Source organism: Pseudomonas sp. 7-41, assembly GCF_021233075.1.
Classification (GTDB): Bacteria; Pseudomonadota; Gammaproteobacteria; order Pseudomonadales; family Pseudomonadaceae; genus Aquipseudomonas; species Aquipseudomonas veronii.
On record NZ_CP089551.1, the window covers coordinates 6,166,849 to 6,187,376 of the forward strand.

Sequence of the window (20,528 nt, forward strand, 5' to 3'; positions counted from 1 at the left end):
TTTACAATCTCCTGGATTACACGCGGCGCTTCTTCGGCGGACGGCACCCGTTGTGCGGGATTGGCGTCACGTCGGTGATGCTGGCGATCTTATAGCCACAGCCGTTCAAAGCACGGACAGCGGACTCACGACCTGGACCTGGACCTTTGACGTTAACGTCGAGGTTTTTCAGGCCGTATTCCAGCGCAGCTTGACCAGCACGTTCAGCAGCTACTTGAGCAGCGAACGGGGTGGACTTGCGGGAACCGCGGAAACCCGAACCACCGGAGGTAGCCCAAGAAAGCGCGTTACCTTGACGGTCGGTGATGGTCACGATGGTGTTGTTAAAAGAAGCATGGATGTGGGCGATGCCATCAACCACTGTCTTTTTAACTTTTTTACGAGGACGAGCAGCAGGTTTTGCCATGATAATTTTCCTGTCGATTCGCGGGGGCGATTACTTGCGGATCGGCTTACGCGGACCTTTACGGGTACGCGCGTTAGTCTTGGTACGCTGACCGCGTACTGGAAGACCACGACGATGACGCAGACCGCGATAGCAACCGAGGTCCATCAAACGCTTGATTTTCATGTTGATTTCGCGACGCAGGTCACCTTCAGTGGTGAACTTCGCCACTTCGCCACGCAGCAATTCAACCTGCTCGTCGCTCAGATCCTTGATCTTAGCGGCTGGGTTTACCCCAGCGACCGCGCAAATTTTCTGCGCAGTAGTGCGACCAACACCATAGATGTAGGTCAGCGAGATAACAGTGTGCTTGTTATCTGGAATGTTAACGCCTGCAATACGGGCCATTCAGTGGGACTCCAATTGACAGCTACCTACGCCCCGGAAGCCAAGAAATAGGGCGCGAGATAATATCGCTGTAATAACAAATAATCAACCCGGCAGCGCACTAGCTGCCGGGCTTCAAGCGGATCACACTCAGCCTTGGCGCTGTTTGTGACGCGGTTCCGCGCTGCAAATTACTCGAACAACACCTTCGCGGCGAATAATCTTGCAGTTACGGCACAGCTTTTTCACCGATGCACGAACTTTCATCACCAACTCCTCGAACCTTATGGGTACTCAGCGCAACATGCCGCTGCCGTAACCCTTCAGGTTGGCTTTCTTCATCAGGGATTCGTACTGGTGCGAAACGAGGTGCGATTGTACTTGGGACATGAAGTCCATCACAACCACGACCACGATCAGCAACGAGGTCCCGCCAAGGTAGAACGGAACGTTTGCTGCAACCACCAGGAACTGGGGCAACAAGCACACGGCCGTCATATATAGAGCACCGAACAGGGTCAAACGAGTCAGAACGCCATCAATGTAGCGTGCAGACTGCTCACCTGGACGGATGCCCGGAATAAAGGCACCGGACTTCTTCAGGTTTTCCGCTACGTCTTTCGGATTGAACATCAACGCCGTATAGAAGAAGCAGAAGAAAATAATCCCTGCACTAAACAGCAGAATATTCAACGGCTGACCAGGAGCGATCGACTGAGAGAGGTCCTGCAGCCAGCCCATGTTTTCAGACTGACCAAACCAGGTACCCAACGAAGCCGGAAACAGCAAGATGCTGCTCGCGAAAATCGCCGGAATAACACCGGCCATATTCACTTTCAGCGGCAAGTGGCTGGTCTGCGCGGCAAAGACCTTGCGGCCCTGCTGACGCTTGGCGTAGTGAACAGCAATACGACGCTGGCCACGCTCAATGAACACCACAAAACCGATAATCGCTACTGCCAGCAAACCGATGGCGACCAGGGCGAAAATGTTGATATCACCCTGACGTGCAGACTCGAAAGACTGCCCGATCGCTCTCGGAAGACCGGCGACGATACCTGCGAAAATCAACATCGAGATACCGTTACCAACACCACGCTCAGTAATCTGCTCACCCAGCCACATCATGAACATCGCACCAGCCACAAACGTGGATACCGCGACGAAATGGAAGCCAAAGTCACCAGTGAACGCAACACCCTGCCCCGCCAGGCCAACGGACATGCCGATAGCTTGAACCAGGGCGAGGATGACAGTGCCGTAGCGGGTGTACTGGCTAATCTTGCGACGGCCAGCTTCACCTTCCTTCTTCAACTGCTCCAGCTGCGGGCTGACGGCGGTCATCAGTTGCATGATGATCGATGCCGAAATGTACGGCATGATCCCCAGTGCAAAGATGCTCATCCGTTCCAGCGCGCCGCCGGAAAACATGTTGAACAAGCTAAGAATGGTCCCCTCATTCTGTCGAAACAGGTCTGCGAGTCGGTCCGGGTTGATACCTGGAACCGGGATGTGTGCGCCTATTCGGTAGACGATAATCGCCAGGAACAGAAAACGCAGACGAGCCCAAAGTTCAGACATACCGCCTTTGCCGAGCGCTGAGAGAGCACCTTGCTTAGCCATTTATTCCTCGAACTTGCCGCCAGCTGCTTCGATAGCCGAACGCGCACCTTTGGTGGCGCCGATTCCCTTGCCGATAGTGACAGCGCGAGTCACTTCACCGGACAGCATGATTTTCACACGCTGTACGTTGACGTTGATCACGTTGGCATCTTTCAGGGTCTGCACAGTAACGATGTCGCCTTCCACTTTAGCCAGCTCGGACAGACGCACTTCTGCGCGGTCCATGGCTTTCAGGGATACGAAACCGAACTTAGGCAGGCGACGATGCAGCGGCTGTTGACCGCCTTCAAAGCCTGGAGCAATGGTGCCACCGGAGCGGGAGGTTTGACCTTTGTGGCCACGGCCACCAGTCTTACCCAAACCGCTACCGATACCACGGCCCGGACGATGCTTTTCGCGACGGGAACCCGGCGCTGGACTCAGATCATTGAGTTTCATCGATTAACCCTCGACACGCAGCATGTAGTAAGCCTTGTTGATCATCCCGCGATTCTCGGGAGTATCCTGGACTTCTACAGTGTGACCGATGCGACGCAGACCCAAACCCTTAACGCACAATTTGTGGTTAGGGATGCGGCCGGTCATGCTTTTGATCAGCGTTACTTTAACGGTAGCCATGATCAGAAGATCTCCTTGACGCTTTTGCCACGCTTGGCGGCAATGGATTCAGGAGACTGCATTGCTTTCAAACCCTTGAAAGTGGCGTGAACCACGTTTACTGGGTTAGTCGAGCCGTAGCACTTGGCCAGAACGTTCTGAACGCCAGCAACTTCGAGGACAGCACGCATAGCGCCGCCAGCGATGATACCGGTACCTTCAGAAGCAGGCTGCATGTACACCTTCGAAGCGCCATGGGCGGACTTCATTGCGTACTGCAGAGTGGTGCCGTTCAGATCAACTTGGATCATGTTGCGACGAGCAGCTTCCATTGCCTTCTGGATCGCAGCAGGCACTTCACGTGACTTGCCACGGCCGAAGCCAACGCGCCCTTTACCATCACCCACCACGGTCAACGCGGTGAAAGTGAAGATACGGCCGCCTTTAACGGTTTTGGCTACGCGGTTAACTTGAACCAGCTTCTCAATGTAGCCTTCGTCGCGCTTTTGGTCGTTATTTGACATAACTTAGAACTCCAGCCCAGCTTCACGAGCAGCATCAGCCAGCGCCTTGACGCGACCGTGATACTTGAAGCCAGAGCGGTCGAAAGCCACCTGCGAGACGCCAGCGGCTTTAGCACGCGTAGCGACCAGCTGGCCAACCTTAGTGGCCGCGTCGATGTTGCCGGTGGCACCATCACGCAGTTCTTTATCCAAAGTCGAGGCGCTTGCCAGGACTTTGTTGCCGTCGGCCGAGATGACCTGGGCGTAGATGTGCTGCGACGAGCGGAACACGCAGAGACGCACGACTTCGAGTTCGTGCATTTTCAGGCGTGCTTTGCGAGCGCGACGCAGTCGAGTAACTTTTTTGTCGGTCATTTGCTATGCCCTACTTCTTCTTGGCTTCTTTACGACGGACGACTTCGTCCGCGTAGCGCACACCTTTGCCTTTGTACGGCTCTGGTGGACGGAAGTCGCGGATCTCAGCGGCCACCTGACCTACCAGCTGCTTATCGATGCCCTTGATCAGGATATCGGTTTGGCTAGGGGTCTCAGCGGTGATGCCTTCCGGCAGTTCGTAATCCACTGGGTGCGAGAAGCCAAGGGCCAGGTTCAAAACCGTGCCTTTTGCTTGCGCTTTGTAACCAACACCGACCAGCTGGAGCTTACGCTCGAAGCCTTGGCTTACGCCTTGGACCATGTTGTTTACCAACGCACGCGTGGTACCGGCCATTGCGCGAGTTTGTTGATCGCCATTGCGAGCAGCGAAACGCAGCTCACCAGCTTCTTCAACGATCTCAACGGACGAATGGATGTTCAGTTCAAGAGTACCCTTGGCACCCTTCACCGAAAGCTGTTGGCCTGCGAATTTTACTTCGACACCGGCTGGCAGCTTAACGGGGTTCTTAGCGACGCGAGACATGCTTATCCCCCCTTAGAACACAGTGCAAAGAACTTCGCCGCCGACACCGGCAGCGCGCGCAGCACGATCCGTCATCACACCTTTGTTGGTGGAGACGATAGACACGCCAAGACCGCCACGAACTTTCGGCAGATCTTCAACGGACTTGTACTGACGCAGGCCTGGACGGCTAACGCGCTTCACTTCCTCGATGACCGGACGGCCTTCGAAGTACTTCAGCTCGATGGACAGCAGTGGTTTGATTTCGCTGCTGATCTGATAACCCGCAATGTAGCCTTCGTCTTTCAGGACTTTGGCAACAGCTACCTTCAACGTGGAAGATGGCATGCTTACGACGGACTTTTCAGCCATCTGGGCATTACGGATACGAGTTAGCATGTCCGCTAACGGGTCCTGCATACTCATGGGCTAGACGCTCCTAATACAAAAAAATTAGCCTTGCGGCTACATATGTCGCTGAGTATCTCCGGGCATAGAAAACACGGGCTCAGGCGAGCCGGGTATTCTAGACACACTCCGGAAATGAAACAAGCCCCAAAAGGGGCTTGTTCCAGATTCAAGGTACCGGCGGTCAGTATCTTGCGATTCAGACCGTCCGGACTTTGAAAGTACTTACCAGCTGGCTTTAACCAGACCTGGTACGTCACCACGCATTGCCGCTTCACGCAGTTTGTTACGGCCGAGGCCGAACTTGCGGTAAACGCCGTGTGGACGACCGGTCAGGCGGCAGCGGTTACGCATGCGCGAGGCGCTTGCGTCACGTGGCTGCTTCTGCAGAGCTACTGTGGCTTCCCAACGTGCTTCTGGACTTGCGTTCAGATCAACGATGATTGCTTTCAGTGCTGCACGCTTCTTGGCGTACTTGGCAACCGTGAGCTGACGTTTCAGCTCGCGGTTTTTCATGCTCATCTTGGCCATGGTCCTACTCCAATCAGTTGCGGAACGGGAATTTGAAAGCACGCAACAGGGCGCGACCTTCATCATCGTTCTTGGCAGTGGTGGTCAGGGTGATGTCCAGACCGCGGAGAGCATCGATCTTGTCGTAGTCGATTTCCGGGAAGATGATCTGCTCTTTCACGCCCATGCTGTAGTTACCACGACCATCGAAGGACTTGGCATTCAGGCCGCGGAAGTCGCGGACCCGAGGCAGGGAGATCGACAGCAGACGATCCAGGAATTCGTACATACGCTCACGGCGCAGAGTCACTTTGACGCCGATCGGCCAACCTTCACGGACTTTAAAGCCAGCGATGGATTTCCGAGCGTAAGTCACAACGACTTTTTGACCGGTGATCTTTTCCAGGTCAGCAACAGCGTGCTCGATGACTTTTTTGTCGCCGATCGCTTCGCCCAGACCCATGTTCAGGGTGATTTTGGTAACGCGCGGAACTTCCATCACGTTCCCGAGCTTAAGTTCTTCCTTAAGCTTGGGGGCGATTTCCTTCCGGTAAATCTCTTGTAGTCGTGCCATGGTCTTATCTACCTAGCAGTGTTCAAGCATCAACCGCTTTTTGGGTCGACTTGAAGACACGAATTTTCTTACCGTCTTCTACTTTGAAACCAACGCGGTCAGCCTTGTTGGTTTCGCCGTTGAAGATGGCGACGTTAGAAGCGTGCAGTGGCGCTTCTTTCTCGACGATACCGCCTTGTACGCCCGACATAGGGTTAGGCTTGGTATGACGCTTGACCAGGTTCAGACCACCGACGACCAGACGGTCGTCAGCGAGAACCTTCAGCACCTTACCGCGCTTACCTTTGTCTTTGCCGGCGATCACGATGATCTCGTCGTCACGACGAATCTTTTGCATGTCGGATCTCCTTACAGCACTTCTGGGGCGAGCGAGACGATCTTCATGAACTTCTCAGTACGAAGTTCACGCGTCACTGGCCCAAAGATACGGGTGCCGATCGGCTCTTGCTTGTTGTTCAGAAGAACAGCAGCGTTGCCATCAAAGCGGATAATGGAGCCATCTGCACGGCGAACGCCGTGACGAGTGCGGACTACAACAGCAGTCATCACTTGGCCTTTTTTCACTTTACCGCGAGGAATTGCTTCCTTCACGGTAACTTTGATGATGTCACCGATACCAGCGTAACGACGATGGGAGCCACCCAGCACCTTGATGCACATAACACGGCGAGCGCCGCTGTTATCGGCCACATCGAGCATGGATTGAGTCTGAATCATATAATTTCTCCGACCCCTAGTCCTTAGACTTCCACAGCGCGTTCGAGAACATCAACCAGTGCCCAAGACTTGGTCTTGGCCAGCGGACGAGTTTCACGAATAGTGACTTTGTCGCCGATGTGGCACTGGTTGGTTTCGTCGTGCGCGTGCAGCTTAGTCGAACGCTTAACATATTTACCGTAGATCGGGTGCTTAACGCGACGCTCGATCAAAACGGTGATGGTTTTGTCCATCTTGTCGCTGACAACACGGCCAGTCAGCGTACGGACAGTCTTTTCGGCTTCAGCCATGATCACTTACCTGCCTGCTGGTTGAGCACAGTCTTCACGCGAGCGATGTCACGCTTAACTTGCGAGAGCAGATGAGACTGCCCCAACTGGCCAGTTGCTTTCTGCATGCGCAGATTGAACTGGTCGCGCAGCAGGCCGAGCAGTTGCTCGTTCAGCTGCTGTGCGGATTTTTCACGAAGTTCATTCGCTTTCATCACATCACCGTCCGTTTAACAAAGGCGGTGGCGAGCGGCAGCTTTGCAGCAGCCAGGGCAAAAGCCTCACGCGCCAGCTCTTCAGTTACACCCTCGATTTCATACAGGACTTTGCCTGGCTGAATCTGGGCTACCCAGTATTCCACGTTACCCTTACCTTTACCCATCCGAACTTCGAGGGGCTTTTTGGAGATCGGCTTGTCCGGGAATACACGGATCCAGATCTTGCCGCCACGTTTTACGTGACGGGTCAGAGCACGACGCGCTGACTCGATCTGACGAGCGGTGAGACGACCACGAGCTACAGACTTCAGCGCGAATTCGCCGAAGCTGACTTTGCTACCGCGCTGAGCCAGACCACGGTTGTGGCCTGTCATCTGCTTGCGGAACTTCGTACGCTTTGGTTGCAACATTTGGCGTACCCCTTACTTAGCAGCTTTTTTACGAGGCGCTGGTGCTTGTGGTTTCAGTTCTTCTTGGCGACCACCAATTACTTCGCCTTTGAAGATCCAAACCTTTACACCGATCACACCATAAGTGGTGTGAGCTTCGTAGTTGGCATAGTCGATGTCGGCACGCAGGGTGTGCAGTGGCACACGACCTTCGCGATACCATTCAGTACGTGCGATTTCAGCACCGCCGAGACGACCGCTCACTTGGATTTTGATGCCTTTGGCACCAATACGCATGGCGTTCTGTACGGCGCGCTTCATAGCGCGACGGAACATGACGCGACGCTCCAGCTGCTGAGCTACGCTCTGCGCAACCAGCATACCGTCGAGCTCCGGCTTGCGGATCTCTTCGATATTGATGTGCACAGGCACACCCATTTGCTTGGTCAGGTCCTGACGCAGTTTCTCAACATCTTCACCTTTCTTCCCGATAACGATACCTGGACGAGCGGTGTGGATGGTGATACGTGCAGTTTGTGCCGGACGATGGATATCGATACGGCTTACGGACGCGCTTTTTAGTTTGTCTTGGAGATACTCACGCACCTTCAGATCAGCGAACAAATAGTCCGCATAAGTCCGACCGTCTGCGTACCAGACGGAGGTGTGCTCCTTGACGATTCCCAGGCGAATGCCAATGGGATGTACTTTCTGACCCATCTCTTCGACTCCGTTACTTGTCAGCAACCTTGACAGTGATATGGCAAGACCGCTTGACGATGCGATCAGCACGGCCTTTGGCACGCGGCATGATACGCTTCAGCGAACGCCCTTCGTTGACGAAAACGGTGCTGACCTTCAGGTCATCAACGTCTGCGCCTTCGTTATGCTCGGCGTTGGCTACGGCCGACTCCAGCACTTTCTTCATGATCTCGGCGGCTTTCTTACTGCTGAAAGCCAACAGGTTGAGCGCTTCGCCCACCTTCTTCCCGCGGATCTGGTCGGCGACCAAGCGGGCTTTCTGGGCGGAGATTCGAGCGCCCGACAACTTAGCGGCTACTTCCATTTCCTTACCCCTTAACGCTTGGCTTTCTTGTCTGCCACGTGCCCACGATAAGTGCGGGTACCGGCAAACTCGCCTAGTTTGTGGCCGACCATGTCTTCGTTAACGAGAACTGGGACGTGTTGACGACCGTTGTGTACTGCGATGGTCAGACCGACCATTTGTGGCAGGATCATCGAACGACGCGACCAGGTCTTAACTGGTTTGCGATCGTTCTTTTCCGCCGCCACTTCGATCTTCTTCAGTAGGTGAAGATCAATAAAAGGACCTTTTTTCAGAGAACGTGGCACTGTCGTATCCCTCTATTTACTTGCGACGACGGACGATCATTTTGTCGGTACGCTTATTACCACGAGTCTTCGCGCCCTTAGTCGGGAAGCCCCATGGCGATACCGGATGACGACCACCAGAGGTACGACCTTCACCACCACCGTGTGGGTGGTCAACCGGGTTCATGGCAACACCACGAACGGTTGGGCGAACGCCACGCCAGCGTTTGGCACCAGCTTTACCCAGCGAACGCAGGCTGTGCTCGGAGTTCGAGACTTCACCCAGGGTCGCGCGGCATTCAGCCAGCACTTTACGCATCTCACCAGAACGCAGACGCAGGGTCACGTAGACACCTTCACGAGCGATCAGCTGAGCCGAAGCACCAGCGGAACGAGCGATTTGCGCGCCTTTACCTGGCTTCAATTCGATGCCGTGTACGGTGCTACCAACTGGAATGTTACGCAGTTGCAGAGCGTTGCCCGGCTTGATCGGTGCCAGAGCACCTGCGATCAGCTGGTCACCAGCACTCACGCCTTTAGGGGCGATGATGTAGCGACGCTCGCCATCTGCGTACAGCAGCAGAGCGATGTGAGCAGTACGGTTTGGATCGTATTCGATACGCTCGACAGTGGCAGCGATGCCATCTTTGTCGTTGCGACGGAAGTCGACCAGACGATAATGCTGTTTATGGCCACCACCGATGTGACGAGTGGTAATGCGACCATTGTTGTTACGACCACCAGTCTTCGATTTCTTCTCGAGCAGCGGTGCGTGAGGAGCGCCTTTATGCAGCTCCTGGTTGACCACCTTGACCACAAAACGGCGGCCAGGGGAAGTCGGTTTGCATTTAACGATTGCCATGATGCACCCCTTCCTTACTCAGCACTGCTGCTGAAATCGAGATCTTGGCCTGGCTGAAGGGAGATAACTGCCTTCTTCCAGTCATTACGCTTGCCCAGACCGCGAGCAGTGCGCTTGCTCTTACCCAGAACATTCAGGGTAGTAACACGCTCTACTTTCACGCTGAACAGGCTTTCGACGGCCTTCTTGATTTCCAGCTTGGTTGCGTCAGTTGCAACCTTGAAAACGAACTGGCCTTTCTTGTCAGCCAGAACCGTAGCCTTTTCGGAAACGTGCGGGCCAAGCAGAACTTTAAATACGCGTTCCTGGTTCATCCCAGCAGCTCCTCGAATTTCTTCACGGCCGACACGGTGATCAACACCTTGTCGTATGCGATCAGACTAACTGGATCGGAACCTTGCACGTCACGTACATCAACGTGTGGCAGGTTGCGAGCAGCCAGGTACAGGTTCTGATCAACAGCTTCAGACACGATCAAGACGTCAGTCAGGCCCATGCCGTTCAGCTTGTTCAGCAGATCTTTGGTTTTCGGTGCTTCAACAGCGAAGTCCTGAACCACGACCAGACGATCAGTACGCACGAGTTCAGCAAGGATGGAGCGCAGTGCTGCGCGGTACATCTTCTTGTTGAGCTTCTGAGTGTGATCCTGCGGACGAGCTGCGAAAGTGGTACCGCCGCCGCGCCAGATTGGGCTACGGATAGTACCGGCACGAGCACGGCCAGTACCTTTCTGACGCCAAGGGCGCTTACCGCCACCACGAACGTCGGAACGGGTCTTTTGCTGCTTGCTACCTTGACGGCCGCCGGCCATGTAGGCCACGACTGCTTGGTGAACGAGCGTCTCGTTGAATTCGCCGCCAAATGTCAGTTCGGAAACTTCGATCGCTTGAGCGTCATTTACATTTAATTGCATGTCAGCTTCCCCTTAACCGCGAGCCTTGGCCGCTGGACGTACAACCAGGTTGCCGCCAGTAGCGCCAGGAACAGCACCCTTGACCAACAACAGATTGCGTTCAGCGTCGACGCGCACTACTTCGAGGGACTGCACGGTCACGCGCTCAGCGCCCATATGACCGGACATTTTTTTGCCCTTGAATACACGACCAGGAGTCTGGCACTGGCCAATAGAGCCCGGGACGCGGTGGGAAACGGAGTTACCGTGAGTGTTGTCTTGGCCACGGAAATTCCAACGCTTGATCGTACCCTGGAAGCCTTTACCCTTGGACTGACCGGTTACATCAACCAGTTGACCAGCGGCGAAGATTTCAGCGTTGATCAGATCGCCAGCCTGGTAGTCGCCTTCTTCAAGACGGAACTCCATAACAGTGCGACCAGCTGCAACGTTTGCTTTAGCGAAGTGACCTGCTTGAGCAGCAGTCACGCGCGAAGCACGACGCTCGCCGACAGTGACTTGCACTGCACGATAGCCATCGGTTTCTTCAGTTTTGAACTGGGTGACGCGATTCGGTTCGATCTCAATGACCGTGACCGGAATGGAGACACCTTCTTCGGTGAAAATACGGGTCATACCGCATTTACGACCGACTACACCAATAGTCATGTTGTAAACCTCATGAGTGTACGGGGCTTTCACCCGCTATGGCCGCCCATTTCAGAGCGTTACACGACTAAGACCCAAGTCTTAGCCGAGGCTGATCTGTACTTCCACACCGGCCGCCAGATCAAGCTTCATAAGTGCATCAACGGTTTTATCCGTTGGCTGGACGATGTCCAGTACGCGCTTATGAGTACGGATCTCGTACTGGTCACGCGCGTCTTTGTTGACGTGCGGGGAGACCAGAACGGTGAACCGCTCTTTACGGGTAGGCAGTGGAATTGGACCACGCACTTGAGCACCAGTACGTTTCGCGGTTTCCACGATTTCCTGGGTGGATTGGTCGATCAGGCGATGGTCAAAAGCCTTCAACCTGATACGGATTTGCTGATTTTGCATTGGATTTCAGACTCCGGCTGCTATTCCCAGCGAGCGCAATACGCCCGTTAAAAGGAGGCGCAATTCTATAGACGCCCCAGATAGGTGTCAACCCAATAAAAAAAGCCCCCGCTGAGCGGGGGCTTTTTCAAAACCTCGAAGCTAACTCAAAAAAGAGCTTACTCGATGATTTTAGCTACAACGCCAGCACCAACGGTACGGCCGCCTTCACGGATAGCGAAGCGCAGACCGTCTTCCATTGCGATGGTTTTGATCAGGGTAACAGTCATTTGAATGTTATCGCCTGGCATTACCATTTCAACGCCTTCTGGCAGTTCGCAGTTACCAGTCACGTCAGTAGTACGGAAGTAGAACTGTGGACGGTAGCCTTTGAAGAACGGAGTGTGACGACCGCCTTCTTCCTTGCTCAGAACGTAAACTTCTGCGGTGAACTTGGTGTGCGGCTTAACGGTACCTGGCTTAACCAGAACCTGACCACGTTCAACGTCATCACGCTTGGTGCCGCGCAGCAGTACGCCGCAGTTCTCGCCAGCACGACCTTCGTCGAGCAGCTTGCGGAACATTTCAACACCGGTGCAAGTGGTAACGGTGGTGTCACGCAGACCAACGATTTCCAGTGGGTCTTGAACGCGAACGATACCACGCTCGATACGACCAGTCACAACAGTACCGCGACCCGAGATCGAGAATACGTCTTCGATTGGCATCAGGAATGGCTTGTCGGTCAGACGAACTGGTTCTGGGATGTAGCTGTCCAGAGTTTCAACCAGTTTACGAACGGCAGTGGTGCCCATTTCGTTGTCGTCTTTGCCTTCCAGCGCCATACGAGCAGAACCGATGATGATCGGAGTGTCGTCGCCTGGGAAGTCGTAAGTGCTCAGCAGATCGCGCACTTCCATCTCAACCAGTTCCAGCAGCTCAGCGTCGTCTACCAGGTCAGCCTTGTTCAGGAAAACCACGATGTACGGAACGCCTACCTGACGGGACAGCAGGATGTGCTCACGGGTTTGTGGCATCGGACCATCAGCGGCCGAGCAAACCAGGATCGCGCCGTCCATCTGGGCAGCACCAGTGATCATGTTCTTCACATAGTCAGCGTGACCTGGGCAGTCAACGTGAGCGTAGTGACGAATCTTCGAGTTGTACTCGACGTGCGCGGTGTTGATGGTGATACCACGAGCTTTTTCTTCTGGTGCGCTGTCGATTTTATCGAAATCAACGATTGCGGAACCGAATACTTCGGAGCAAACGCGAGTCAGAGCAGCAGTCAGAGTGGTTTTACCGTGGTCAACGTGACCGATGGTGCCAACGTTGACGTGCGGTAGGGAACGATCAAATTTTTCTTTAGCCACGACAATTAACTCCTTGCCTAAAGGACTGAATCAGCCTTGTTTTTTGGATACAGTTTCAGCGATGTGCGCCGGAGCTGTGTTGTATTTTTTGAATTCCATAGAGTAGCTTGCGCGACCCTGGGACATGGAGCGAACGTCGGTCGCATAACCGAACATCTCACCCAACGGAACCTCGGCGCGAATCACTTTGCCGGAAACCGTGTCTTCCATACCCAAGATCATGCCGCGACGACGGTTAAGGTCGCCCATGACATCACCCATATAGTCTTCAGGTGTAACAACTTCTACCGCCATGATTGGCTCAAGCAACTCACCACCGCCCTTCTGGGCCAGTTGCTTGGTTGCCATGGAAGCAGCCACCTTGAACGCCATCTCGTTGGAGTCGACGTCGTGGTAAGAACCGTCAAAAACGGTTGCTTTCAGGCCGATCAGCGGATAGCCGGCGACAACACCGTTCTTCATCTGCTCTTCGATACCCTTCTGGATAGCAGGGATGTATTCCTTAGGAACAACACCACCTACTACTTCGTTCACGAATTGCAGACCTTCCTGACCTTCGTCAGCAGGAGCAAAACGGATCCAGCAGTGACCGAACTGACCACGACCGCCGGACTGACGAACGAACTTGCCTTCGATTTCACAGTTCTTCGTGATGCGCTCACGATAGGAAACCTGAGGCTTACCGATGTTGGCTTCGACGTTGAACTCACGGCGCATCCGGTCAACCAGGATGTCCAGGTGCAACTCGCCCATGCCGGAGATGATCGTTTGACCAGTCTCTTCATCAGTCTTGACGCGGAAAGATGGATCTTCCTGAGCAAGTTTGCCCAGAGCGATACCCATTTTTTCCTGGTCATCCTTGGTCTTAGGCTCTACGGCAACCGAAATAACCGGCTCCGGGAAGTCCATACGAACCAGGATGATTGGCTTAGCAGCGTCGCACAAAGTTTCACCAGTGGTGACGTCCTTCATGCCGATCAGGGCCGCGATGTCACCAGCGCGCACTTCCTTGATCTCTTCACGGGCGTTTGCGTGCATTTGCACCATACGACCCACGCGCTCTTTCTTACCTTTAACCGAGTTGATCACGCCGTCGCCGGAGGCCAACACGCCCGAGTAAACGCGGACGAAAGTCAAGGTACCCACGAATGGGTCGGTTGCGATCTTGAACGCCAGAGCCGAGAACGGCTCGCTGTCATCGGCGTGACGCTCCATCTCTTCTTCCTCGTTATCAGGGTTGGTACCCTTGATAGCAGGAATGTCGGTTGGAGCAGGCAGGTAGTCGATAACGGCGTCGAGAACCAGGGGAACACCCTTGTTCTTGAAGGAAGAACCACAAACAGCCAAGACGATCTCACCAGCGATAGTACGCTGACGCAGAGCGGCCTTGATTTCCGCGTTGGTGAGTTCTTCACCTTCGAGGTACTTGTTCATCAGCTCTTCGCTGGCTTCGGCAGCAGCCTCAACCATGTTGTTACGCCATTCGTCAGCCAGCTCCTGCAGTTCAGCAGGGATAGGCTTACGAACAGGAACCATACCTTTGTCGGCGTCATTCCAGTAGACGGCTTCCATGGCGATCAGATCGATCTGGCCCTGGAAGTTATCTTCGGAACCGATTGCCAATTGAATTGGCACCGGAGTGTGACCCAGACGCTGCTTGATCTGACCGATCACGCGCAGGAAGTTGGCACCAGCACGGTCCATCTTGTTTACGTAAACAAGACGTGGAACGCCGTATTTGTTGGCTTGACGCCATACGGTTTCCGACTGAGGCTCAACACCCGAGGTACCGCAGAACACAACGACAGCGCCGTCGAGTACACGCAGGGAACGCTCAACTTCAATAGTGAAGTCTACGTGGCCTGGGGTATCGATAACGTTGAAGCGGTGCTCGTCTTTGTACTGCTTCTCGGAACCTTTCCAGAAGGCGGTAATAGCAGCAGAAGTAATGGTAATACCACGCTCCTGCTCCTGAACCATCCAGTCTGTGGTCGCGGCGCCGTCATGCACCTCGCCCATCTTGTGACTTTTGCCGGTGTAAAAAAGGACGCGCTCGGTGGTGGTGGTTTTACCAGCATCCACGTGAGCAACGATACCAATGTTACGGTAGCGATTAATCGGTGTAGTACGAGCCATAAAGCCCTCGCAAATTGAGTGACGCTGGATTTAGAAGCGGTAGTGCGAGAAAGCCTTGTTAGCTTCAGCCATACGGTGCACGTCTTCACGCTTCTTAACAGCAGCGCCTTTACCTTCAGCAGCGTCCAACAGTTCGCCAGCCAAACGCAGAGCCATAGACTTCTCGCCACGCTTACGGGCGAAGTCTACCAACCAGCGCATTGCCAGGGCGTTACGACGGGACGGACGAACTTCAACCGGAACCTGGTAAGTAGCACCGCCTACACGGCGCGACTTCACTTCGACCAGCGGAGCGATGGCGTCGAGAGCTTTCTCGAAGATTTCCAGGGGGTCGCTGTTCTTGCGTTCTTTAACCTTTTCCAGCGCGCCATAAACGATACGCTCGGCAACGGCTTTCTTGCCGCTTTCCATCACGTGGTTCATGAACTTGGCCAGGATTTGGCTTCCGTATTTTGGATCGTCAAGCACTTCGCGCTTGGCTGCTACGCGTCTTCTTGGCATGGATAAGCCCTCAAACGGTCTTCAGGTTCGCTCGGAATCGGTGCCCTTTCGGGACGCCTCCGACCTTACTCTTATCGACTCAGAAAATAAGATGATTCAGTTTTACAAAAAGCCGCTACTACTTAGGCTTCTTGGTACCGTACTTCGAACGACCCTGGTTACGACCTTTAACGCCGGAAGTATCCAAGGAGCCGCGTACGGTGTGGTAACGAACACCTGGCAAGTCTTTTACACGACCGCCGCGGATCAGTACCACGCTGTGCTCTTGCAGGTTGTGGCCTTCACCGCCGATGTACGAGGAAACCTCGAAACCGTTGGTCAGACGCACACGGCATACTTTACGCAGTGCCGAGTTAGGTTTTTTCGGCGTAGTGGTATACACGCGAGTGCATACGCCACGACGTTGCGGGCAGTTCTGCAGCGCAGGTACGTCGGATTTCTCGACGATACGCTTACGCGGCTGACGTACCAGCTGGTTGATAGTTGCCATCTACTAGCTCCACTGTTGTCTTGCGACGCTATTGTCTTGCAAGAAAAGCAAAATGGCAGGAACGAATTCCCGCCAAATTTAGGGGTACAAGAGTCTAAAGAGGATCTTGCCCCCAGTCAAGGCAAGGCCCCGACCTCCCCTCTCAACGAACCGGGGCAAAACTGCCTCGATCCGACGAATGGGGGCTGCCAGGGCCCAGACTTATTTATCGCAGAACTCAGTTACCGCTTGAGTTCAGCGCTTCGGTCAGTGCAGCTTCCACTTCACTGGCGCTTACGCGCAACGGCTTGTCAGCATCACGGCGGCGCTTGCGCTCGCTGTGGTAAGCCAAACCGGTACCGGCTGGGATCAGACGACCCACAACCACGTTTTCTTTCAGGCCGCGCAGGTAATCGCGCTTGCCGGTTACCGCTGCTTCGGTCAGTACGCGAGTGGTCTCCTGGAAGGAGGCCGCCGAGATGAACGACTCAGTGGACAACGACGCCTTGGTGATACCCAGCAGTACACGAGTAAATTTGGAAACAAATTTCTCGTCGGCTGCCAGACGTTCGTTTTCTACCAGTACGTGAGTCAGTTCCATCTGGTCGCCCTTGATGAAACTGGAATCGCCGGATTCAGCGATTTCAACTTTACGCAGCATCTGACGCAGGATGGTCTCGATGTGCTTATCGTTGATCTTCACGCCTTGCAGACGGTAAACGTCCTGGATCTCGTTAACGATGTACTTGGCCAGCGCACTCACACCCAGCAGACGCAGGATGTCGTGTGGATCGCTCGGACCGTCGGAGATAACTTCGCCGCGGTTTACCTGTTCGCCTTCGAACACGTTCAGGTGACGCCACTTCGGAATCAGCTCTTCATACGGATCGCTACCGTCGTTCGGGGTAATGACCAGACGGCGCTTGCCCTTGGTCTCTTTACCGAACGCGATGGTGCCGCTGACTTCAGCCAGAATCGACGCTTCTTTCGGACGACGAGCTTCGAACAAGTCGGCAACACGCGGCAGACCACCGGTGATGTCACGGGTCTTCGAAGTCTCTTGCGGGATACGCGCGATAACGTCACCGATCGCGATCTTCGCACCATCCGCTACACCGACCAGGGCGTTGGCTGGCAGGAAGTACTGAGCGATTACGTCAGTGCCTGGCAGCAACAGATCCTTGCCGTTGTCATCGACCATCTTCACGGCAGGACGGATGTCTTTACCGGCAGCTGGACGATCTTTCGCGTCGAGGACTTCAATGTTGGTCATACCGGTCAATTCGTCAGTCTGACGCTTGATCGTGATGCCTTCTTCCATGCCCACGTAGGTCACGGTACCTTTCATTTCGGTAACGATTGGGTGAGTGTGCGGATCCCACTTGGCCACGATTGCGCCAGCGTCGACCTTGTCACCTTCTTTAACCGAAATCACAGCACCATACGGCAGCTTGTAGCGCTCACGCTCACGACCGTAGTCATCAGCGATTGCCAGCTCACCGGAACGGGACACCGCAACCAGGCAACCATCCACTCGCTCAACGTGCTTCAGGTTGTGCAGGCGGACGGTACCGCCGTTCTTCACCTGAACGCTGTCGGCTGCGGAGGTCCGGCTTGCCGCACCACCGATGTGGAATGTACGCATGGTCAGCTGGGTACCCGGCTCACCGATGGACTGGGCAGCGATAACGCCGACCGCTTCACCGATGTTCACCTGGTGACCACGAGCCAAGTCACGGCCATAGCACTTGGCGCAAATGCCGAAGCGGGTTTCGCAGCTGATCGGCGAACGAACGATCACTTCGTCGATGCTGTTGAGTTCGATGAACTCGACCCACTTCTCGTCAACCAGGGTGCCGGCAGGAACGATAATTTCCTCGGTACCCGGCTTGAATACGTCACGGGCAATAACACGGCCCAATACGCGCTCACCCAGCGGCTCTACAACGTCACCGCCTTCAATGTGCGGTGTCATCAGCAGGCCGTGCTCGGTGCCGCAATCGATCTCGGTTACAACCAGATCTTGTGCAACGTCTACCAGACGACGAGTCAGGTAACCGGAGTTAGCGGTTTTCAACGCGGTATCCGCCAGACCTTTACGAGCACCGTGAGTAGAGATGAAGTACTGAAGTACGCTCAAACCTTCACGGAAGTTCGCAGTAATCGGCGTTTCGATGATGGAACCGTCCGGCTTGGCCATCAGGCCACGCATACCGGCGAGCTGACGGATCTGCGCAGCAGAACCCCGTGCGCCCGAGTCGGCCATCATGTACATCGAGTTGAAAGACTCTTGATCGACTTCTACGCCATGACGGTCGATAACCTTCTCTTTCGAGAGGTTAGCCATCATCGCCTTCGACACTTCATCGTTGGCCTTGGACCAAAGGTCGATCACTTTGTTGTACTTCTCGCCCTGGGTTACCAGGCCGGAGGCGTACTGGCTTTCGATCTCTTTCACTTCATCGGTGGCAGCACTGATGATGCGGGCTTTTTCATCCGGGATAACGAAGTCGTTAACACCGATGGAAACGCCGGAAATGGTCGAATAGGCAAAACCGGTGTACATCAACTGGTCAGCGAAGATCACGGTCTCTTTCAGACCAACCACGCGGTAGCACTGGTTGATCAGCTTGGAGATCGCCTTTTTCTTCATCGGCAGGTTGACGACGTCGTAAGACAAACCTTTTGGCACAACCTGGTACAACAGCGCACGGCCGACAGTGGTGTCGACGATACGGACATTGCTCACGCTGCCGCCGTCACGGTCGTTCACGGTTTCGTGAATCCGCACTTTGACCTTGGCGTGCAGTGCGGCTTCGCCGGCACGGAACACACGGTCAACTTCCTGCAGGTCAGCGAACACACGACCTTCGCCCTTGGCGTTGATCGCTTCACGGGTCATGTAGTACAGACCCAGTACAACGTCCTGCGACGGAACGATGATTGGCTCACCGTTGGCTGGCGACAGGATGTTGTTGGTCGACATCATCAACGCACGCGCTTCCAACTGGGCTTCCAGTGTCAGCGGTACGTGCACGGCCATTTGGTCGCCGTCGAAGTCGGCGTTGTACGCAGCACAGACCAGAGGGTGCAGCTGGATAGCCTTACCTTCGATCAGTACCGGTTCAAACGCCTGGATACCCAGACGGTGAAGGGTCGGTGCACGGTTGAGGAGAACCGGGTGTTCGCGGATCACTTCAGCGAGAACGTCCCAAACCTCTGGCAGTTCGCGCTCGACCATTTTCTTGGCCGCTTTGATCGTGGTCGCGAGACCGCGCATTTCCAGCTTGCCGAAGATGAACGGCTTGAACAGCTCAAGGGCCATCTTCTTAGGCAGACCGCACTGATGCAGACGCAGGGTCGGGCCTACGGTAATTACCGAACGACCGGAGTAGTCAACACGCTTACCGAGCAAGTTCTGACGGAAACGACCTTGCTTACCCTTGATCATGTCAGCCAGGGATTTCAGAGGACGCTTGTTCGAACCGGTGATAGCGCGGCCACGACGACCGTTGTCGAGCAGGGCATCGACGGCTTCTTGCAACATACGCTTTTCGTTGCGCACGATGATGTCCGGAGCGGACAGATCGAGCAGGCGCTTCAAGCGGTTGTTACGGTTGATCACGCGGCGGTACAGGTCGTTGAGGTCGGACGTCGCGAAACGACCACCGTCCAACGGTACCAGCGGACGCAGGTCTGGCGGCAGAACCGGCAGAACGGTCAGCACCATCCACTCTGGCAAGTTGCCGGAACCCTGGAAGGCTTCCATCAACTTCAGACGCTTGGACAGCTTCTTGATTTTGGTTTCGGAGTTGGTTTGCGGAATTTCTTCACGCAGACGGCCAATCTCGTGTTCCAGGTCGATAGCGTGCAGCAGTTCGCGGACAGCTTCGGCACCCATGCGGGCATCGAAATCGTCGCCGAACTCTTCCAGCGCTTCGAAGTACTGCTCGTCGTTCAGCAGCTGACCTTTTTCAAGGGTGGTCATGCCTGGATCGATAACGACATAGCTCTCGAAGTAGAGAACGCGTTCGATATCACGCAGGGTCATGTCCATCAGCAAGCCGATACGGGACGGCAGCGATTTCAGGAACCAGATATGGGCAACCGGCGAAGCCAGTTCGATGTGCGCCATGCGCTCACGACGAACCTTGGCCAGTGCAACTTCAACGCCGCACTTCTCGCAGATCACACCACGGTGCTTCAAGCGCTTGTACTTACCGCACAGGCACTCGTAATCCTTTACCGGGCCAAAGATCTTGGCGCAGAACAGGCCGTCACGCTCGGGTTTGAACGTACGGTAGTTGATGGTTTCCGGCTTTTTAACTTCACCGAACGACCACGAACGGATCATCTCAGGCGATGCCAGTCCAATACGGATGGCGTCGAACTCTTCGACTTGACCCTGGTTTTTCAGCAAATTCAGTAGGTCTTTCAAGGCCTT

At 54.7% G+C, this 20,528-nt stretch carries 30 protein-coding genes; all 30 read right to left on the reverse strand.

The window, feature by feature from the left end; genetic code table 11:
• Nucleotides 1-16 precede the first annotated feature (16 nt).
• On the reverse strand, nt 17-406 hold the full coding sequence (rpsK, locus tag LQ249_RS28100; protein ID WP_002555466.1) for a 30S ribosomal protein S11: 390 nt from the start codon (nt 404-406) through the stop codon (nt 17-19).
• A gap of 30 nt (nt 407-436) precedes the next feature.
• Nucleotides 437-793: a 30S ribosomal protein S13 gene (gene rpsM, locus LQ249_RS28105; RefSeq protein ID WP_017848803.1), complete on the reverse strand. Its 357-nt coding sequence runs from the start codon at nt 791-793 to the stop codon at nt 437-439.
• Nucleotides 794-922: 129 nt separating this feature from the next.
• Nucleotides 923-1,039, reverse strand: a complete 117-nt coding sequence (rpmJ, locus tag LQ249_RS28110; RefSeq protein WP_002555468.1) for a 50S ribosomal protein L36 — start codon at nt 1,037-1,039, stop codon at nt 923-925.
• Between the two features lie 27 nt (nt 1,040-1,066).
• Nucleotides 1,067-2,395 carry a preprotein translocase subunit SecY gene (gene secY / locus LQ249_RS28115; protein WP_003176406.1) on the reverse strand — a complete coding sequence of 443 codons (1,329 nt, stop codon included), beginning with the start codon at nt 2,393-2,395 and terminating at the stop codon, nt 1,067-1,069.
• Nucleotides 2,396-2,833, reverse strand: a complete 438-nt coding sequence (gene rplO, locus LQ249_RS28120; protein WP_003176407.1) for a 50S ribosomal protein L15 — start codon at nt 2,831-2,833, stop codon at nt 2,396-2,398.
• 3 nt (nt 2,834-2,836) lie between these two features.
• Nucleotides 2,837-3,013: a 50S ribosomal protein L30 gene (gene rpmD / locus LQ249_RS28125; RefSeq protein ID WP_003176408.1), complete on the reverse strand. Its 177-nt coding sequence runs from the start codon at nt 3,011-3,013 to the stop codon at nt 2,837-2,839.
• Nucleotides 3,014-3,015: 2 nt separating this feature from the next.
• Nucleotides 3,016-3,516, reverse strand: a complete 501-nt coding sequence (gene rpsE / locus LQ249_RS28130; protein WP_003186035.1) for a 30S ribosomal protein S5 — start codon at nt 3,514-3,516, stop codon at nt 3,016-3,018.
• 3 nt (nt 3,517-3,519) lie between these two features.
• Entirely contained in the window at nt 3,520-3,870 is a 351-nt protein-coding gene (gene rplR, locus LQ249_RS28135; RefSeq protein ID WP_003186037.1) for a 50S ribosomal protein L18, read from the reverse strand.
• A 10-nt stretch (nt 3,871-3,880) separates the two neighbouring features.
• The gene (gene rplF / locus LQ249_RS28140) at nt 3,881-4,414 is read right to left on the reverse strand and encodes a 50S ribosomal protein L6 (protein ID WP_003176412.1); all 534 of its coding nucleotides are present in this window, start codon (nt 4,412-4,414) and stop codon (nt 3,881-3,883) included.
• A 12-nt stretch (nt 4,415-4,426) separates the two neighbouring features.
• Nucleotides 4,427-4,819: a 30S ribosomal protein S8 gene (gene rpsH, locus LQ249_RS28145; protein ID WP_017848802.1), complete on the reverse strand. Its 393-nt coding sequence runs from the start codon at nt 4,817-4,819 to the stop codon at nt 4,427-4,429.
• A 207-nt stretch (nt 4,820-5,026) separates the two neighbouring features.
• Entirely contained in the window at nt 5,027-5,332 is a 306-nt protein-coding gene (gene rpsN, locus LQ249_RS28150) for a 30S ribosomal protein S14 (protein WP_003176414.1), read from the reverse strand.
• A 13-nt stretch (nt 5,333-5,345) separates the two neighbouring features.
• A complete protein-coding gene (rplE, locus tag LQ249_RS28155) occupies nt 5,346-5,885 on the reverse strand; it encodes a 50S ribosomal protein L5 (RefSeq protein ID WP_003194642.1) in 540 nt (179 codons plus the stop codon).
• Between the two features lie 22 nt (nt 5,886-5,907).
• Nucleotides 5,908-6,222 (reverse strand): 50S ribosomal protein L24, encoded by a 315-nt coding sequence (gene rplX / locus LQ249_RS28160; RefSeq protein WP_007896770.1) that lies wholly within the window; start codon nt 6,220-6,222, stop codon nt 5,908-5,910.
• Nucleotides 6,223-6,233: 11 nt separating this feature from the next.
• The gene (gene rplN, locus LQ249_RS28165; protein WP_002555479.1) at nt 6,234-6,602 is read right to left on the reverse strand and encodes a 50S ribosomal protein L14; all 369 of its coding nucleotides are present in this window, start codon (nt 6,600-6,602) and stop codon (nt 6,234-6,236) included.
• Nucleotides 6,603-6,625: 23 nt separating this feature from the next.
• Nucleotides 6,626-6,892, reverse strand: a complete 267-nt coding sequence (gene rpsQ, locus LQ249_RS28170) for a 30S ribosomal protein S17 (protein WP_003176419.1) — start codon at nt 6,890-6,892, stop codon at nt 6,626-6,628.
• 2 nt (nt 6,893-6,894) lie between these two features.
• On the reverse strand, nt 6,895-7,086 hold the full coding sequence (gene rpmC / locus LQ249_RS28175; protein ID WP_002555481.1) for a 50S ribosomal protein L29: 192 nt from the start codon (nt 7,084-7,086) through the stop codon (nt 6,895-6,897).
• Nucleotides 7,086-7,499: a 50S ribosomal protein L16 gene (gene rplP, locus LQ249_RS28180; protein WP_003232424.1), complete on the reverse strand. Its 414-nt coding sequence runs from the start codon at nt 7,497-7,499 to the stop codon at nt 7,086-7,088. The genes rpmC and rplP overlap by 1 nt, the downstream gene beginning before the upstream one ends.
• Before the next feature lie 12 nt (nt 7,500-7,511).
• Complete coding sequence (gene rpsC, locus LQ249_RS28185) at nt 7,512-8,198, reverse strand: 30S ribosomal protein S3 (protein ID WP_003176422.1); 687 nt, start codon at nt 8,196-8,198, stop codon at nt 7,512-7,514.
• 13 nt (nt 8,199-8,211) lie between these two features.
• Nucleotides 8,212-8,544 (reverse strand): 50S ribosomal protein L22, encoded by a 333-nt coding sequence (rplV, locus tag LQ249_RS28190; RefSeq protein WP_003103908.1) that lies wholly within the window; start codon nt 8,542-8,544, stop codon nt 8,212-8,214.
• Nucleotides 8,545-8,555: 11 nt separating this feature from the next.
• Nucleotides 8,556-8,831 carry a 30S ribosomal protein S19 gene (gene rpsS / locus LQ249_RS28195; protein ID WP_002555486.1) on the reverse strand — a complete coding sequence of 92 codons (276 nt, stop codon included), beginning with the start codon at nt 8,829-8,831 and terminating at the stop codon, nt 8,556-8,558.
• A gap of 16 nt (nt 8,832-8,847) precedes the next feature.
• Nucleotides 8,848-9,672 (reverse strand): 50S ribosomal protein L2, encoded by an 825-nt coding sequence (gene rplB / locus LQ249_RS28200; RefSeq protein WP_003210080.1) that lies wholly within the window; start codon nt 9,670-9,672, stop codon nt 8,848-8,850.
• 14 nt (nt 9,673-9,686) lie between these two features.
• Nucleotides 9,687-9,986, reverse strand: coding sequence for a 50S ribosomal protein L23 (gene rplW / locus LQ249_RS28205; RefSeq protein WP_002555488.1), 300 nt, complete (start codon nt 9,984-9,986; stop codon nt 9,687-9,689).
• Nucleotides 9,983-10,585: a 50S ribosomal protein L4 gene (gene rplD, locus LQ249_RS28210; protein WP_003210082.1), complete on the reverse strand. Its 603-nt coding sequence runs from the start codon at nt 10,583-10,585 to the stop codon at nt 9,983-9,985. The genes rplW and rplD overlap by 4 nt, the downstream gene beginning before the upstream one ends.
• A 12-nt stretch (nt 10,586-10,597) precedes the next feature.
• Nucleotides 10,598-11,233 (reverse strand): 50S ribosomal protein L3, encoded by a 636-nt coding sequence (gene rplC, locus LQ249_RS28215; protein ID WP_007253310.1) that lies wholly within the window; start codon nt 11,231-11,233, stop codon nt 10,598-10,600.
• A gap of 81 nt (nt 11,234-11,314) precedes the next feature.
• A complete protein-coding gene (rpsJ, locus tag LQ249_RS28220) occupies nt 11,315-11,626 on the reverse strand; it encodes a 30S ribosomal protein S10 (RefSeq protein WP_003186070.1) in 312 nt (103 codons plus the stop codon).
• 158 nt (nt 11,627-11,784) lie between these two features.
• The gene (gene tuf / locus LQ249_RS28225) at nt 11,785-12,978 is read right to left on the reverse strand and encodes an elongation factor Tu (RefSeq protein ID WP_017848801.1); all 1,194 of its coding nucleotides are present in this window, start codon (nt 12,976-12,978) and stop codon (nt 11,785-11,787) included.
• A gap of 30 nt (nt 12,979-13,008) precedes the next feature.
• On the reverse strand, nt 13,009-15,114 hold the full coding sequence (gene fusA / locus LQ249_RS28230; RefSeq protein ID WP_017848800.1) for an elongation factor G: 2,106 nt from the start codon (nt 15,112-15,114) through the stop codon (nt 13,009-13,011).
• A gap of 30 nt (nt 15,115-15,144) precedes the next feature.
• Nucleotides 15,145-15,615: a 30S ribosomal protein S7 gene (rpsG, locus tag LQ249_RS28235; protein ID WP_002555493.1), complete on the reverse strand. Its 471-nt coding sequence runs from the start codon at nt 15,613-15,615 to the stop codon at nt 15,145-15,147.
• 118 nt (nt 15,616-15,733) lie between these two features.
• Nucleotides 15,734-16,105 (reverse strand): 30S ribosomal protein S12, encoded by a 372-nt coding sequence (gene rpsL / locus LQ249_RS28240; protein ID WP_002555494.1) that lies wholly within the window; start codon nt 16,103-16,105, stop codon nt 15,734-15,736.
• A gap of 217 nt (nt 16,106-16,322) precedes the next feature.
• Nucleotides 16,323-20,522 (reverse strand): DNA-directed RNA polymerase subunit beta', encoded by a 4,200-nt coding sequence (gene rpoC, locus LQ249_RS28245; RefSeq protein ID WP_017848799.1) that lies wholly within the window; start codon nt 20,520-20,522, stop codon nt 16,323-16,325.
• Nucleotides 20,523-20,528 lie beyond the last annotated feature (6 nt).